11 protein-coding genes are annotated in these 14,015 nt (G+C 58.6%); 2 read left to right on the forward strand and 9 right to left on the reverse strand.

Annotated elements, in window-relative coordinates:
- Window positions 1–5 precede the first annotated feature (5 nt).
- Entirely contained in the window at window positions 6–329 is a 324-nt protein-coding gene (locus B0E50_RS01630) for a helix-turn-helix transcriptional regulator (RefSeq protein ID WP_256364082.1), read from the reverse strand.
- 405 nt (window positions 330–734) lie between these two features.
- Between B0E50_RS01630 and B0E50_RS01635 the strand changes: the two genes are divergently transcribed.
- Window positions 735–3,125, forward strand: coding sequence for a TonB-dependent receptor (locus B0E50_RS01635; protein WP_077439348.1), 2,391 nt, complete (start codon window positions 735–737; stop codon window positions 3,123–3,125).
- Window positions 3,125–5,275: an Atxe2 family lasso peptide isopeptidase gene (locus B0E50_RS01640; RefSeq protein WP_139350712.1), complete on the forward strand. Its 2,151-nt coding sequence runs from the start codon at window positions 3,125–3,127 to the stop codon at window positions 5,273–5,275. The genes B0E50_RS01635 and B0E50_RS01640 overlap by 1 nt, the downstream gene beginning before the upstream one ends.
- Here B0E50_RS01640 and B0E50_RS01645 read toward each other — a convergent pair.
- The 8 genes from B0E50_RS01645 to B0E50_RS01675 form a co-directional block, all read right to left on the reverse strand.
- Window positions 5,272–7,020 (reverse strand): asparagine synthase C-terminal domain-containing protein, encoded by a 1,749-nt coding sequence (locus B0E50_RS01645; RefSeq protein WP_077439349.1) that lies wholly within the window; start codon window positions 7,018–7,020, stop codon window positions 5,272–5,274. The genes B0E50_RS01640 and B0E50_RS01645 overlap by 4 nt on opposite strands.
- Complete coding sequence (locus B0E50_RS01650) at window positions 7,020–7,751, reverse strand: lasso peptide biosynthesis B2 protein (protein ID WP_217343177.1); 732 nt, start codon at window positions 7,749–7,751, stop codon at window positions 7,020–7,022. The genes B0E50_RS01645 and B0E50_RS01650 overlap by 1 nt, the downstream gene beginning before the upstream one ends.
- Window positions 7,744–7,884 carry a benenodin family lasso peptide gene (locus B0E50_RS17805; protein ID WP_139350713.1) on the reverse strand — a complete coding sequence of 47 codons (141 nt, stop codon included), beginning with the start codon at window positions 7,882–7,884 and terminating at the stop codon, window positions 7,744–7,746. Before B0E50_RS17805 ends, B0E50_RS01650 begins: the two co-directional genes overlap by 8 nt.
- A gap of 311 nt (window positions 7,885–8,195) precedes the next feature.
- The gene (locus B0E50_RS01655; protein ID WP_254427139.1) at window positions 8,196–9,218 is read right to left on the reverse strand and encodes an alpha/beta hydrolase; all 1,023 of its coding nucleotides are present in this window, start codon (window positions 9,216–9,218) and stop codon (window positions 8,196–8,198) included.
- Window positions 9,219–9,328: 110 nt separating this feature from the next.
- Entirely contained in the window at window positions 9,329–11,191 is a 1,863-nt protein-coding gene (locus tag B0E50_RS01660) for an aspartyl protease family protein (RefSeq protein ID WP_168170774.1), read from the reverse strand.
- Window positions 11,192–11,283: 92 nt separating this feature from the next.
- Window positions 11,284–12,456 (reverse strand): FAD-dependent monooxygenase, encoded by a 1,173-nt coding sequence (locus tag B0E50_RS01665; RefSeq protein ID WP_077439352.1) that lies wholly within the window; start codon window positions 12,454–12,456, stop codon window positions 11,284–11,286.
- A gap of 113 nt (window positions 12,457–12,569) precedes the next feature.
- Complete coding sequence (locus tag B0E50_RS01670) at window positions 12,570–13,382, reverse strand: alpha/beta hydrolase (protein ID WP_077439353.1); 813 nt, start codon at window positions 13,380–13,382, stop codon at window positions 12,570–12,572.
- Window positions 13,383–13,472: 90 nt separating this feature from the next.
- Entirely contained in the window at window positions 13,473–13,976 is a 504-nt protein-coding gene (locus B0E50_RS01675) for a hypothetical protein (protein ID WP_077439354.1), read from the reverse strand.
- Between the last annotated feature and the right edge of the window lie 39 nt (window positions 13,977–14,015).

Consider the following 14,015-nt stretch of genomic DNA (forward strand, 5'->3'; position numbering starts at 1 on the left):
ATAGCTCAGCGCTTTGCCTTCGCCTTCAGCTCGGCAGCCATCCGTCGTTGCTCTGCCGGCGACATACCTGCTACTGCAAGAATGATGTCCGCCAGTGCATCGTTGTCTGCCAGTAGGTAGGCCAACGGGACACCAAGTTCCTTGGCCAGCTTGCTCGCCGTCACGAAATCTGGCTCAGAAGTTCCGAGTTCGTACCTTGTAACCCTGCTGGACACGACGTCCTCCGAAAGCCCAATTCTCCTGCCAAGCTCTCGCTGGGAGATGTCCAAAGCCAAGCGCGCCTCCTTCAGGCGCTTGGTGAACATGCTGCGGGAGTTGGGAGGCGACATGAGCCGTAGAAAGCCATTCCTGTAATTCCTTACAGAATGGCTTGCTTAGCTTAGATCGTATGCTACATTATATGTAGCATTTCGTGTGTGGCGGCTTTCAGGAGCAATGCTGAGGCGCCCGCCATGTTGAAGCCGGGATTCTAGTAATGGTCAGCTGAGCACAGAGGAGCGTAGCTTTATCTGAATTGCTACATTTAATGTAGCTGTGAGGATGATTCTCCGCAGAGCTTTTCGACAACGGCGGCGGGATGGCGCAACGCCAGGTACTCCTCGTCGGTGATGCCGCACCCGTCGCCTGCGCAAGCCAAACGCGAGACAGATTTCGCCCGACGACCGTGCCAACGCCGGAACAGGACCGGAAGACACGCGAAGAGGGCCAACCCAGGGGAAAGCAAAGGACGCAGCATGAAGACAAGCACGCTACGCAACGCCATTTCCATCGCCTTGCTCATCGCCGGCCCCGGCACGGGCGAGTGGGCCATGGCCCAGGACGCCACGACAGACACGGCCACGCAGAGTAGGGCGCCGATGACCAAGGCGCCGGCCAAGGCGCAGCCGAAAAAGCCGACCGACACGTCCGCAGCGCCGACGGCAACCAATCTGCAGACCGTGACCGTCACCGGCACACGCATCCGCGGTGGCACCACGCCATCGCCGGTCATCACGATCAATAGCGAGCAGATCCAGCAGGAAGGTTTCGCGGATCTCGGGGACGTGATCCGGAGCGTGCCGCAGAACTTCTCGGGTGGGCAGAACCCGGGTGTTGCGGCAGGCGCAGGGCAAGGTGGGCAAAGCAATCAAAACCTGACGGGTGGCTCGGGCCTCAATCTGCGCGGTCTGGGGCCGGATGCCACTTTGACCCTGCTCGATGGTCGTCGCATGTCCTATGGCGGGGCTGTGCAGGCGGTCGATATCAGTGCCATTCCTGTTGATGCGATAGAACGCCTTGAGATCGTCCCGGATGGTGCTTCGGCCATCTATGGCTCCGATGCGGTGGGGGGCGTAGCCAATGTGATCCTCAGGCGCGACTTCGATGGTGTGACCGTGGGCACGCGCTATGGCGGTGCCACTGGTGGTGGACTGACCACACGCGAGTACAACGCTACCGCCGGCACCACCTGGACCACGGGTGGCTTGATTGTGACGGGAGAGAAAACCTCCAACGATCCGATCTACTCGGACCAGCGCGACTACACCCAGTCGATGTATCGGCCTTCCACGCTGTGGCAGGGCAACGATCTTCGCAGCGGTTTGTTCAGCCTGCATCAGTCGTTGGGCGATGCCGTTGAACTGCATCTGGATGCGCTCAGTAGCGAGCGGGATATGGATACAGCGACGGGCTACGGCAGCGTCTACTATCTCCGCAAGGCGGAGACCAATACCACCTTGGCGGCGCCCAGTATCGAAGTATGGCTGCCGGGAGATTGGACGCTCACGCTTGGCGGGGCGGTCGGAAAAGACCATACGTCTTATGCTCAGCCGACGGTGAGCAGTGCAAGCGGGGCGGTCACCGCCAGCGGCCTCGGCGAGTACCGCAATAAGAGCCTGACTTACGAGATCGGTGCAGAAGGGCCGTTGTTCACACTGCCTGGCGGTGAAGCAAGGCTGGCTACCGGCGCAGGCTATCGATACAACGATTTTCTGTACAAGAGCGGTAACACAACCTACGCCGATGATGGCCAGAGCGGCCGCTTTGCCTATGCCGAGTTGAGCCTGCCGTTGGTCGGGCCAGAGCAGGGCATTGGCGGGATTGAGCGACTTGCGCTGACAGGCGCCGCCCGCACCGAGGATGGGGATTATGGGAGGGTGACCACGCCCAAGCTGGGGGTGATCTATTCGCCCAGTACCGATTTCTCGTTGAAGGCTTCATGGGGCAAGTCGTTCAAGGCACCCACACTCCTGCAACGCTATTTAGCCCAGAACGCTCTCTATTACCCCGCGGGGCACTTTGGTGCTGGTTATCCGACGGATGCTACGGCGTTGTTTCTGTCGGGAGGTAGGCCAGACCTGCGTCCGGAACGGGCCCGGACATGGAGTGCCTCGCTGGCATTCCATCCGGAGAGCCTGACCGGACTCGAGACGGAGCTGACCTGGTTCGATATCGACTACACCCAGCGGGTCCTGCAACCCATCACCGGGAGCGCTGTCCTCGGCAATCCGATCTATGCGGAGTTCGTCGATTACGATCCCACCGGGGCCGCGCAGGCGGCGGCGCTTGCAAACGCCAGCAACTTCTACAACTACGTGGGCACGCCTTACGACGCCAGCAAGGTCGTGGCGATCGTCGATGGCCGGTATGTCAATGCGGCTCGGCAGCGGATCAATGGGGTCGATCTGTCGGGGTCGTACCACGTCGACTTGGGGGTAGGAGGGTTGACGGTCCGTGGCTCGGTCAGTTGGTTGAACAGCGCACAATCCCTGACGGTGGCGCAGAGCCCTTACAACCTGGCCGGTACGTTGTTCTACCCAGCCAGGATCAACAGCCGAATAGGGGCGGTCTGGCAGCAGGGCGGGTTCAGCGCTTCGCTGTTCGGGAATTACAAGAGCGGAGTGACCGACACGGCCGATGGCAGGAAGGGTGCCTCGTTCACCACCTTCGACGCTGCGCTGCGCTACGACACCGGCGCACGCGATGACGCCTGGTCGAACGTGGCGTTGGAGTTGTCGGCGCAGAACCTGCTCAACCGTGCGCCGCCGTTGTATGTGGTCACCTCGTTGACCAATGCCCCTTATGACTCGACCAATTATTCAGCGGTCGGTCGCTTCCTGAGCCTTTCCGTATCCAAGCACTGGTGATGCCGCGCGGTGAGCAAAGCCGTGCACTGCCATACCGATACGGGAGTGAGGTCATGATGTCTTTTCCTTTCTACGCCGCCGTCAGGCGCATCTTGAGCGTCGGGATGTTGCTGAGCGGGCTTGCTGTTGTCCATCAAGTGTTTGCGACGTCACCACGGCAGCTGGTGGAGGTTGCGGATTTCAGCAGTCCTTTGGTGTCGCCCGACGGCACGCATGTGGCGTTTCGGGTGTCTCGGGCATCGATCGACCGCAACACGTACGACAGCACGTGGTACATCCAGCTGATGGATGGATCGTTGCCACCGCAGCGCGTGAGCGACGGTGGTGTTCCCCTGCGCGATTCGGCCGGTGTCGCATTGCCGGCTACGGCAATCTGGTCGCCGGACGGGCACGCGATCTATTACCGCGCCCGTATGGATGGCCGCATCGACGTTTGGCGCGCTTCGGTCGTTGGTGCCGCCGAACGCGTGACCGGTGGCGACGCCGATGTGCGGGACTTTGCGTTGAGCGATGACGGCAAGACGCTGAAGTACAGCATCGGACCAACCCGCGAGGAGGTGGTTGCGGCGGAACAGGCTGAGTACGACCGCGGCATTCGTGTCGACCGATCCACGCCTCTCGGGCAACCCCTGTTTCGATCCGGCTATACCGGTGGGCGACTTGCCACCCAGCGTCTTGGCCTCATGTTCAATCGTGTCGACCTGACTACCGATGTGCCGGATCGATGGAAGGCGATCGATCTGGCGCGTGGTGAGGTGCGGGATATCTCGCCATCCGAAAAACCACCTGCGCCTCTCGCGGCGTCCGATCTCGACAAGCAAGTGCCTCACGTCTGGAAAATGGCACGCGATCGCAATAGTGGGCGCATTGTTCTGCTCACGCGTACGGGAGCGCGGACGGATCGGCCACGGATCGAACTGGCCATGCTGCCTGGCCGGGACGCACGCACGCTGGTGAAATGCGTGGCGGAGGCGTGCACCGGCAAAAGGATCAGTGGCGTGCAGTGGCGCCCCGGCACTGACGAAGTGATCTTCACCGTGACGCCCTACGACCAGGGATTCGCTCAGTCCATCTATTGCTGGAACGTGGCCACTGGCGAGGTATATCCGGTAGCCACATCCAGCGGCATGTTCGGCGGGGAAGATCGTTGGGGACCCGGTACCTGTGGCGTATCACCCGTGGCGCTGGCGTGCGTGACGGCCAATGCCAATCGACCGCCGCGGTTGGAGCGAGTCGATCTGCAGACGGGGGCACGGAAGGTCCTGTTCGATCCCAACAGGGATCTGGCGCAAGACCTTGCCAGGATTCCGACGCAACTGCTGCGCTGGAAGGATGCAAAAGGACGGACGTTCACCGGCCAACTCTACTCGGCACGCCGAACGGGAAGCACACCACCACCGCTGTTCGTGACCTATTACCTGTGCGCCGGATTTGTGCGTGGCGGAACGGGCGACGAGTGGCCACTAGCCACGATGGCAGAGCAGGGCATTTCCACACTCTGCATCAACCAGCCTTCAGTCTCACCCAGCGCGGATGAGCGTTACGGCATGGGGCAGTTGGCGGTCGAGGGTGCCGTCGAGCGACTCGCCTCGGAAGGCATGATCGACAGGACGAGGGTCGGAATGGGTGGGCTCAGCTTCGGAAGCGAAGTGACGATGTGGACACTCATCCATTCCCATGTGGTTACGGCAGCATCGGTGTCCTCGCCAACCATTTCGTCAATGTACTACCTGCTGGGCAGCAATATTGGCGAGCCATTCTTGTCGCTGCTGCGCAAGAACTGGCAACTGGGCGCCCCGGATGAAACGAAGGCGCACTGGCAAAAGATTTCGCCGACCCTGAACCTGGGGAAGATCCATGCCCCGATACTGTTGCAGTTTCCGGAGCAGGAATACCTGTTCGCACTCGGATACGCCGTTCCGTTGATGCTGAGCAATCGCGCGGACGTCTATGTTTTCCCCAACGAGCCGCATAACAAATTCCAGCCTCGGCACAAGCTCGCCGTGTACACACGCAATCTGGACTGGTTTCGATTTTGGCTGCAGGGGTACGAAGATCCGGACCCGTCCAAGGCATCGCAATACGCCCACTGGCGCTCCATGCAGTCGAGTATGCGTCACGAACACATGGTGCAACGAGGCGCGCCCTAGGGCTGATGGCGCACCCAGTTCTCGACCATGCACAGGTCGAACATTCTGAGGAAGGTTCTATCGTGTGGTAGCAACGGCTTTGAAAAGAACGTACTGAGGGCGGGTGTATCCAGAAGGCCTTGTGACCCGAGGCGGCCTGACAGCAGGGACTCTTCGATCTGATGCTTGTTTCGTTCGTACACGGCGACCAGGTAGCTCATGTAGGTCGCCTTGCTTTGGCGGTTCAATACGCCGGGTGGCAAGAGGCCTGCAAACGCTGTTCGTGCGACCGCGCGATTCTTGCCCCCTGCAATCCACATCCAGCTCGGTGCGCGGAGGCAGGCCTCCATGACGGGTTGTGACAACAGTGGGAACCGCAGCGGCCGTCTGTACCTACGTGCTACCTGACCCTCGAAGAGCTGATTCGCAGCCAGATCGAATATTCGCTCCCTATCCCCAGGTAAAGCATTAGTGGGAGCCTCAAACCACGGATGTGTTTCCGGTTCCACGCATGCCGATCCCGGCGCTAAGAATGTGGGATCTGGATGGAAGAGAGATTGAGGCGGCCGCCTCAACTTGGAGAGGGTAAGGCGGCCTGCCTTCCAGAATGTGCATTGATGCAGGTTGGCCAGATCCCTCACGGCGGTGATGGCGGTGCCGAAACGATGGGCTCTCCACGCATCGGTGCTGGGGGCTGCGGTCCGCAGATAGCAGAACACCGAATCGCCTCCTCCTCCCGAGTAGTAAGCGGTGGTGCCGTGGTATTCGGCGGCGGCCTCCATGGCCTCGTCCACAACGTATTGCAATGGTCCCATCGTGGGAGCAACGGAGTCGGGAGGTGGTGCGAAGTCGAAACATGCCTTGTCAAAGCCAAGGTGTTCGGTGTGGAGTTCGACGCCGAGTTGCACGGCCATCTGGCGAGCGTACTGTCGCTCGTCCACCCCGGGAACCGGGGTAACCAGATTGCAGCAGACGACGCGCGCAGGGCGGTTCTGTAGGCACGCCGCGACGATGGAAGAGTCGAGTCCGCCGGATAGTTCCAGCAATATGGACTGGTCGATGGCCGCCCACGCACGGACGGCGCTCTGGACGGCGTGACGGATCTGGTCTGCGGCATCGCTCAAGTCCCTATAACGGCGTTCTTGGACGACAAAATCCCAAGGTGACCACGTTTGCCGGACCGAGACCTTGGAGCCACTTGTGCGCAACGCACACCCAGGCAGCAACTCGGCGAGCTCGGCGAGTCCCGTGCGCTGCGTCTTTAAGCCGGGATACCTCAGGCGATGGGCAATGAAGTCCCAGTTGATCCGCTTTCGGTAGAGACCAGTCCGATTCGCCAAGGAAACGTCTGACGTAAGGAAGCCAGCTCCTTCCCTTATCGACCAGACGCATGGAAGGTTGCCGGCCGCGGATGGGGCGCGCGTCATCGTGAACGCGCTCGGGTCTTGTGCATCGGGTTGGATAATGAGGTATGAACCCCAGCAGGTTTCCAGTATGTGCTTTTGGATCTGCGTTGGATCTGTAAGCCCTTGGAATCTTGCACTGTCATTGACAGCGACTCCATCCTGCGTAAACAGGCGGCCGATGAGTATCCCGTCGCCTGGCAGCGGCAACGTCGACATGTCCTCCGTGCCGAACAGTGTCAGGGTGCCCGACGCATAGCGGACGCGCATACCCATCACATGGAGTGTGTCAGCCAGGTTGGGAAACTTAGCGTGGATACTCTCCTCGGTCGGCAACAGGATGGCGATGTAATCGTTGTCCATCAGATCACCTTTATGGGTGTGAGAGCTAACGCATGTCCCAGGGCATCATTCAGAACCGCAGTGCCGTATTGCGCCCAGCAGTGCGCGGAGAAGGGGTCTCCCGTCACGCCGAACACGAGATCGGCGTGCACTGCACGCTTGGCCAGGAACTTGATCATCGCGATGGAATCAAGAAGACAGCACATGTCTATCGGAACGTACAAACGCGCGCTGCGGAAAGCAGCGGCTACCTCCAAGGCACGGACTTCGCTTGGGCGGGACATTGAGGTTTGAGATGTCCGTTTTTCTCGAAGCGATGAAAGATTCCCGAGGGTCTGTTTCAAACTACGGGTTTTGAGTTGCCGGTGTGTGGAACATACGATGACCAAGGTGTCCAGCAGCTCGCTTAAAGTTGCGCGCCTGGTGCGAACTGACTCCTCCATCGCGCTATGCGTGGGAGTTTTAGTGAGGGGGAGTGATGCGCAATCGGAGTCGACTGGCCCGCGCACCAATATCTTTCGTTCGATCAATTTGCGAACGCTGCTACTTGGAGCATCGCCATCATCCAGGTAAGCGACCAACGCAGATGCCAAACATCCAGTGAGACGAAAGTAGCGGTCGTTCTGGATGTCGAGGAAGACAAGGTAGTCATCGACCCTGCAGTAGGACAAGTCACGATGCAGTCTGAGTTGCGCCATTTGCATCACTCCAAAAAAAGGCGCGCCTTTCGGCGCGCCTCGTTGGTCATGCATCGGAAATGCCGGCGAGCGGATCGTCGCCGAGGGCCTCGATGAATCCACCGTTCCCTTTGGTTTCGATGCTCGCGACACCGAGCTCGATGACATCGTCCTGCGTATTGGTGCGGATATTCTCGTTCGTGTTCATCTCGATCTCCTTCGGTCATGTCATGGCAGTCCCATGACGCGAGCAGCGTAGGAGTCGGAAATTTTGATTTTCAAATGATTATTGCGTTGTCATCCGTTGATTATTTCGGGAGCGTGATGCTCGTCGCGCAATGCCGGACTCAGCGTCGATGCTTCTTCGGCTGACTGCGGGCACCGCGGAACCTGATCACCCGAACCAACCGTCTGTGACCGGGGCGCCGGCACACTGAGCAGCTTCGAATCCAGCGGCCGCAACCGGCCAGAAGCGGACGTCCACTAATCTCGCCGAGAGTGTGCCGCAAAGATCAACGACTACTTGTCGGGCGCTACAGTCTGTTGCAGAACCTTTGCCACGGCTTTCGCAACGACTTCGGGCTGATCCAGCTGGATATCGTGAGATGTGTTGTCCACAAACCAACGTTCCCCGTGCGTTGAAGTGGCGACTATCTGCGCCTGAGTCTTCTCTCTGGCACTTTCGAGAGCTTTGCGAACACTGGGAGGGGCTCCAGCGTAAGTATTGGCGGCAGTCAACACGACCAGCGGCACGGAACCATGTGTTTCCTTCAGCGGCACCGGCTTGCTGAACACGACAGCATTGTCCTGCAACTCGGATAGCAGCGTACGCCAGAAGGCAGGCCTCGATTTTTCGGCAAGTATCACGGCATTTAGCTTTGCGCTGGCCAATGGATTGGAACCCACCCCGCAAGCCTTAAGTGCCGGCAGCGACACCAGCGCATCCTTCTCGGCGCTTGCCTCGCATTGCCTGATCAAGGCAAATCGCTGGGCATTCAACTCTTCGTCACTCTTCGCCCATTCCGGTGCAAACGCAGCCACATCTTGTTCCGGTGGATCGATCAGCACCATGCCGGCCACCTCTGCGGCATAGCGTTCCGCATAACGGCGCACGATATTGCTGCCTAGTGAATGGCCCACCAGGACAACTGGCGTCTTGATCCCCGCAGCACGAATCAAATCATGCAGGTCTGAAACATCTGCGTCGAGGTTTCGAGGCTGCGGCCCCCCGCTGCTGAACCCATAGCCGGCGCGGTCGTACGCGCACACTCTGGTAACCGATGACAGTAGCGGCTGCAATTTGAACCAGGTCATCGAATCGGCGTGTGAGCCTGCTTCCAGCATCACTGTCTGCAGGCCGCTTCCTGTGCAACGTAGATTGAGCTGACGCCCGTGCGCTACGGATACCAGCGTTGCCGCCTTTGCATAGGTATCCGGGATACGTTGGGGAACGATGACGCCGGCTGCACCAGCGAGGGGCGAAATGCCAACGAATAGGGTCAGCACAGCTATACGAGACTTTTCCCAGAGCTTCTGGTTCAAGACACATCTCCCAGGGGTTCTACCCCGTTAACGCGGATACTTCCAAGAAGTCACGTCAAACCACCCATGGGGACTTTCAGACGAACCAGTCCTTAGGGGTGCTCTCTCTACTAGTCGATCAAAATTAGCGTCGCTTGACGGGCGCTTTTCCCTCGTAGCGCGCTGAGTTGAACATGCGCCCCAGCGGGTTGCGTCGTAACTTCTTTAATATCATCCAGGCCCATATGACTAATGGGAATGCCATTGATGGCCGTGATCTGATCTCCCACGTGCAATCCTGAAGCTGCCGCAGGCGACTTGGGTTCGACCCGAGTGACGATCAACCGATCATGGCGTTGACGATCGAAGTTGATGCCCGAATGACCGTGTCGTTCGATGGCGTTGAAGGTCTTGCTCTTCTCGACGTATATCTGCCTATGCGCATAGTCAAAGGTAAGTACAAATTTCGACAGCACTCCGTGACCGATATTGCCCGCGAGCACCTTCGAGGCAAATTCGCCGATCTTTGATGCGCCCAATGAAGCCCCTGGACTGTTTAGGGTGTAGGGACCAAGGGACAAGCTGCCCAGCTGACCAACCGTCAACGCTGCTTCGCCTGCAACTCCTTTGGCGCGGCCGTTGAAGATGGTTCCTCGCAGTGAAATGTCATGCGTTTTCGCAAAAGGCTTGAAGACGGTCAGGTCACCCATGTCACCGGTATCGAGCGCAAAGGTTCCGGGCACTTTATCGACACTTGCTACAACCAGCGGAGTACGGTCATCAAATTGAAGAGGCAGTCGGACTCCGTTACCGGTGTACTGGAACGCTTCATTCGACACGAAGGTCAACTCTTTCTCGTCGTAGTCGATGCGCGTAACGAAACGACGCAGTAACTCGTAGCCGATGATGCCGGCGATCGGCGTGCGTTCGCCGCGATCGGTCAAAATCTTGGGGAGGTCAAGAATCAAAAAGCGTTGATCTTCGAGAACCACAGCTCCCAGGCGATAACTCTTTACCCGGGCGCTCTTCATCGATTGCTCCGTGTCGCCGACCCCTTGTACCGCCTGTCTTCCTTCGCCGAGGACTCCCAGTTTTTGTGCAGCATCTGGCGTGAGAAGGTTCAGCCCACCGCTGTCCAGGAGGAACGGCATCGGCTTCGCGCCGTTGATTGATACGTCGACCAATATCTCGCCGCCGTAGGATTCGAACGGAACTTTGGCAGCCGTGGCATCACCGTCGATGTGCGCGTCGTGCACGGAGGAAGCCGGCATATCGAAGTGCTTATCGTCAACTTTCGCCAGGGTCACGATTTTCGTGAAGCATGCCGAGGTGTCGTACTGATTGTTGCCATCGCTTGTTCGTTGTGTAAATGGCAGAAGCAGACCCGCGAGTGGCTTGTAGTTCAGATACCAGGTCGTCTCTGTCTGGCCGGTATCGGTCTGCTCCATGACACGATTCAGCAGATGACTATCGACGTCGATCCAAGCATCGAATGCATTGCCCCCACGTGGAGTCACACGCATCACCGCATAGGTGTGTCCGGCTTCGTGTTGCTCGCCAAGATAGCGCTTGATCGCCGGATCTGCCGTCGATGGCCTAAACCAACCATTGCGAGCGATATAGGAATCCGTTGCAGTTTCGCGCCTGGCTTGTACCGATTCGCGAACAGAAACGATACCCTTTTCATCCATGAACCAACTGTCATGACCATCATAGCCATCACCTCCCGATGTTCCGCCGAGGTCATAAAGCTCCCTGTTGCGGCCGGTATGCAGGTCCTCACTGAAAGAACGATGCCCCATCAAGCCTCCCTCGCTGATGTCAGCCGTGAAGTCGAGCTCGCCGATGGCGTCCCATCGTGAACCCCCACTAGCCTCTTTCATGGCGTCAAAGATGGCCTGAGGATCCTTGACTAGTGACGCCGCTGAAGAATTTGCGAGCACGGCCAGTCCAAGGATGGGAGCAATAGCGAAATGCAGGTGTTTGAAGCGCATAACCATCTCGTGGGGGTAATGATGTCGAATCGAGCCGAAGTTGCTGCTTGCAATCAAATAGCTTCAATGGAACTCCGGGATGATCGGCTTGTTCAGCGTTTCAAGGTCTCATGATTGTGAGCGCCGATATTCCTGTTCCGAGAAATCATCCGGACCTGGTCATCGATTGATATCGCGTTCTTTGCTGCATCAATCGCCTCCGCCGACGCAGGTTGGCCGGGATGCTCGGTGACGAGTGCCTGATTGCTTAGTGCAAAAGGACGCACGCGTTCCTCGTAGCGAACGAACGCCGCATGGTGGTCGTCCCGCGTCCTGGCAAGTTCGTTCGCCATGACATACGCGGCCACTAATGCCAGGCTGGTGCCTTGCCCCGACAACGGCGAGGCGCAACAGGCCGCATCGCCCAACAATGCGACCCGGCCTTTTGACCAACACGGCATGTGAATTTGTGCCATTGCATCCGTATAGAAATCTTTGGCCTCCCACATCGCCTCGAGGAGTGTCGGCGTCTTCCACCGTAGATGTGCAAGCCGCTCGGAGGCGCGAAGCTTTTGCTGGTCAATATTGCGATAGTCAACGTCCCCATCAGCAGCGGCGAAGCCCAGCGTGATTCTCAATTCACGATTGTCCCGTACGGGATAGATGCCATAGCCGGCATCACCGCCCTGCAACCAGATCTGCCAATTGTCGAGTGCCAGGAAGTTGTCGGTACCGAAGATGGCTATTTGCATGCCGAGCGGAGTCAGAAATTGCTTTTCGCTTCCAAAAGTGAGTGCCCGCACTTGGGAGTGCAGGCCGTCGGCGCCGATCACCAGATCGAACATGCACGGCGACGCATGCTCAAAAGTGACGCAGATGCCGCCGGCCTCTTCGTCGATGGCGGTAATGGAGTCGCCGAACAGATATCGAACGTCGCCACTGGTACGTTCATGGAGCAGTTGTGTAAGGTCTTCGCGTAGCAGCTCCACATCGCCGCTGTCCAGGCGACCGCTACTGAAGGTAGCTTCGGTCGAACGGCCGACCTCGTTGCCATCGCGATCAAGTACGGTCATGCCGCGCATCCGTGTGCGCACCTGCTTGATCTCTTCACCGAGGCCCATGCGTTTCACGACTTCAAGCGCGACACCGCGAATATCGACGGCTTGCCCCCCGAGTCGGCGGCTCGGTGATTGCTCGACCACGGTCGTTGCAAAGCCGTGGTAATGCAGCCAATACGCTAGCGAGGAGCCAGCGACGCCGGCTCCGGAAATCAGTACTTTCTTCATCTAGGACCTGGTGATGCGCTGCGCATTCATGTGGAAAACGACGACAGGTCGAAGCAAGGGGTCTCGATCGGTGACTCCGATAGAGCATCCCGCTTGTCGACCGCTCAAACTCTCTACGCTTGCGTAAATTGCCTGGCGATGTCGTCGGCGAGGCGCTTCGCATGCGTCAGCATAAGACCGTGCGCGGCCCCCTCGTACTCGATGTAATGTGCCCCCGTGATGAGCTTTGCGTAGCGCCGCCCTGTCATGTCGATGGGGCACGATGCATCAAGATCGCCATGGATAATGGTGACTGGAAGGTCCAGCCCCTGCGTTTCCAGACGCAGATCGGCCTCGGCGATCGTGCGTTGTAGATCAATCGCGATTCGTCGAGAGCAGCCAAGGATCATCTCGCTTACCCAGGTGCGAGTACCTTCAGAAGCTCCAGGTACGAAAGCCCCGATGTTGTTCTCGATCCAGCCCGGCAAGTCTTCCTTCAGCTGCTGCAACAGCGCTTCAAAACCCTCTCGCGGGATGCCATCCGGATTGTCGACGCTTTGCAGTAGGCATGGTCCCTGCGCTCCCACAAGTACGATGCGATCAAGCCTGGCCGACCCGTGCCTTGTGACATAGCGGATTACCTCGCCAGCTGCACCCGAATGCGCCACGACCATGCAATCCCGGAGATCGCGTGCCTCCAGAACGGCTGCGAGATCGTCCGCGAGACAATCGTAGTTCACCACGCCAGGGTCGCTTGATCGCCCATGACCACGTCGGTCATAAGCGATGGTTCTGAAACCCTGATCGCCCAGCATGACCATCACCGGTCCCCAAAGATCCGAGGGCATGGCCCAACCGGCCAGCAACACAATGGGTGGCCCGGAACCCCAATCGCGTACGAACAATGCATGGCCATTCGATGTTTTGACAAATTCCTGCTCAACCATGGGTTGCTCCGTCTGGAAAATCGATAATTTCGGAAGCTATGCGCACGAGTGGAACTATCCGGGCGATCGGAACGCGCAAGGGCGATGACCTCATGCTTGAGGTGCGCCAGGCAGGCGCCTCACATAGAACCGTTGAACCGCCAAGGCGATAATCGGGCCAATCAAAGCGATATGGACGATGAGGTCGCCGACTACCGATGCGGGCGTAACCTTGAATTTGGGTGCGGCTGAAAGCGGAAGAACGATCGCATGCATGAACAGATAAATGGCCAAGCCAAAAAGGGCGCCATACGTCTTCGGTCGCATCACCAGGGCCTCTAACTTTCGACTCGCGAGAAAGTAGCTGCCTGCAGCCACGAAGAGGATGCCGAAATGGAGCATTACGCCAAGTGCTGCCGATGCCCAGCCATCACGAAATGCGTTGATGCCAAGAAGGCCGCTGGCAATTGATTGTGGAATGACGATGGCGGGAACGCCGGCGCGGCTGTTGAAAACGATGGCATAGGCGAGGTCGATGATTCCCGCAGCAATGCTGCCGGCGCCAATGAGTCGTATGGGCGACGTCCTTGGCCATCCCTGAACTTCTTTGTCCATGACCGGTGCTTCCTCTTGGATGGATGTGAGCGTTGCGTG

It is taken from the genome of Rhodanobacter sp. C01 (assembly GCF_002001045.1).
Lineage (GTDB): Bacteria > Pseudomonadota > Gammaproteobacteria > Xanthomonadales > Rhodanobacteraceae > Rhodanobacter.

Coding starts and splice junctions, on each gene's coding strand:
- B0E50_RS01630 (WP_256364082.1), bottom strand. CDS start 329: ATGTCGCCTCCCAACTCCCGCAGCATGTTCACCAAGCGCCTGAAGGAG.
- B0E50_RS01635 (WP_077439348.1), top strand. CDS start 735: ATGAAGACAAGCACGCTACGCAACGCCATTTCCATCGCCTTGCTCATC.
- B0E50_RS01640 (WP_139350712.1), top strand. CDS start 3,125: ATGCCGCGCGGTGAGCAAAGCCGTGCACTGCCATACCGATACGGGAGT.
- B0E50_RS01645 (WP_077439349.1), bottom strand. CDS start 7,020: ATGGACAACGATTACATCGCCATCCTGTTGCCGACCGAGGAGAGTATC.
- B0E50_RS01650 (WP_217343177.1), bottom strand. CDS start 7,751: ATGCATGACCAACGAGGCGCGCCGAAAGGCGCGCCTTTTTTTGGAGTG.
- B0E50_RS17805 (WP_139350713.1), bottom strand. CDS start 7,884: ATGAACACGAACGAGAATATCCGCACCAATACGCAGGACGATGTCATC.
- B0E50_RS01660 (WP_168170774.1), bottom strand. CDS start 11,191: ATGCGCTTCAAACACCTGCATTTCGCTATTGCTCCCATCCTTGGACTG.
- B0E50_RS01665 (WP_077439352.1), bottom strand. CDS start 12,456: ATGAAGAAAGTACTGATTTCCGGAGCCGGCGTCGCTGGCTCCTCGCTA.
- B0E50_RS01670 (WP_077439353.1), bottom strand. CDS start 13,382: ATGGTTGAGCAGGAATTTGTCAAAACATCGAATGGCCATGCATTGTTC.
- B0E50_RS01675 (WP_077439354.1), bottom strand. CDS start 13,976: ATGGACAAAGAAGTTCAGGGATGGCCAAGGACGTCGCCCATACGACTC.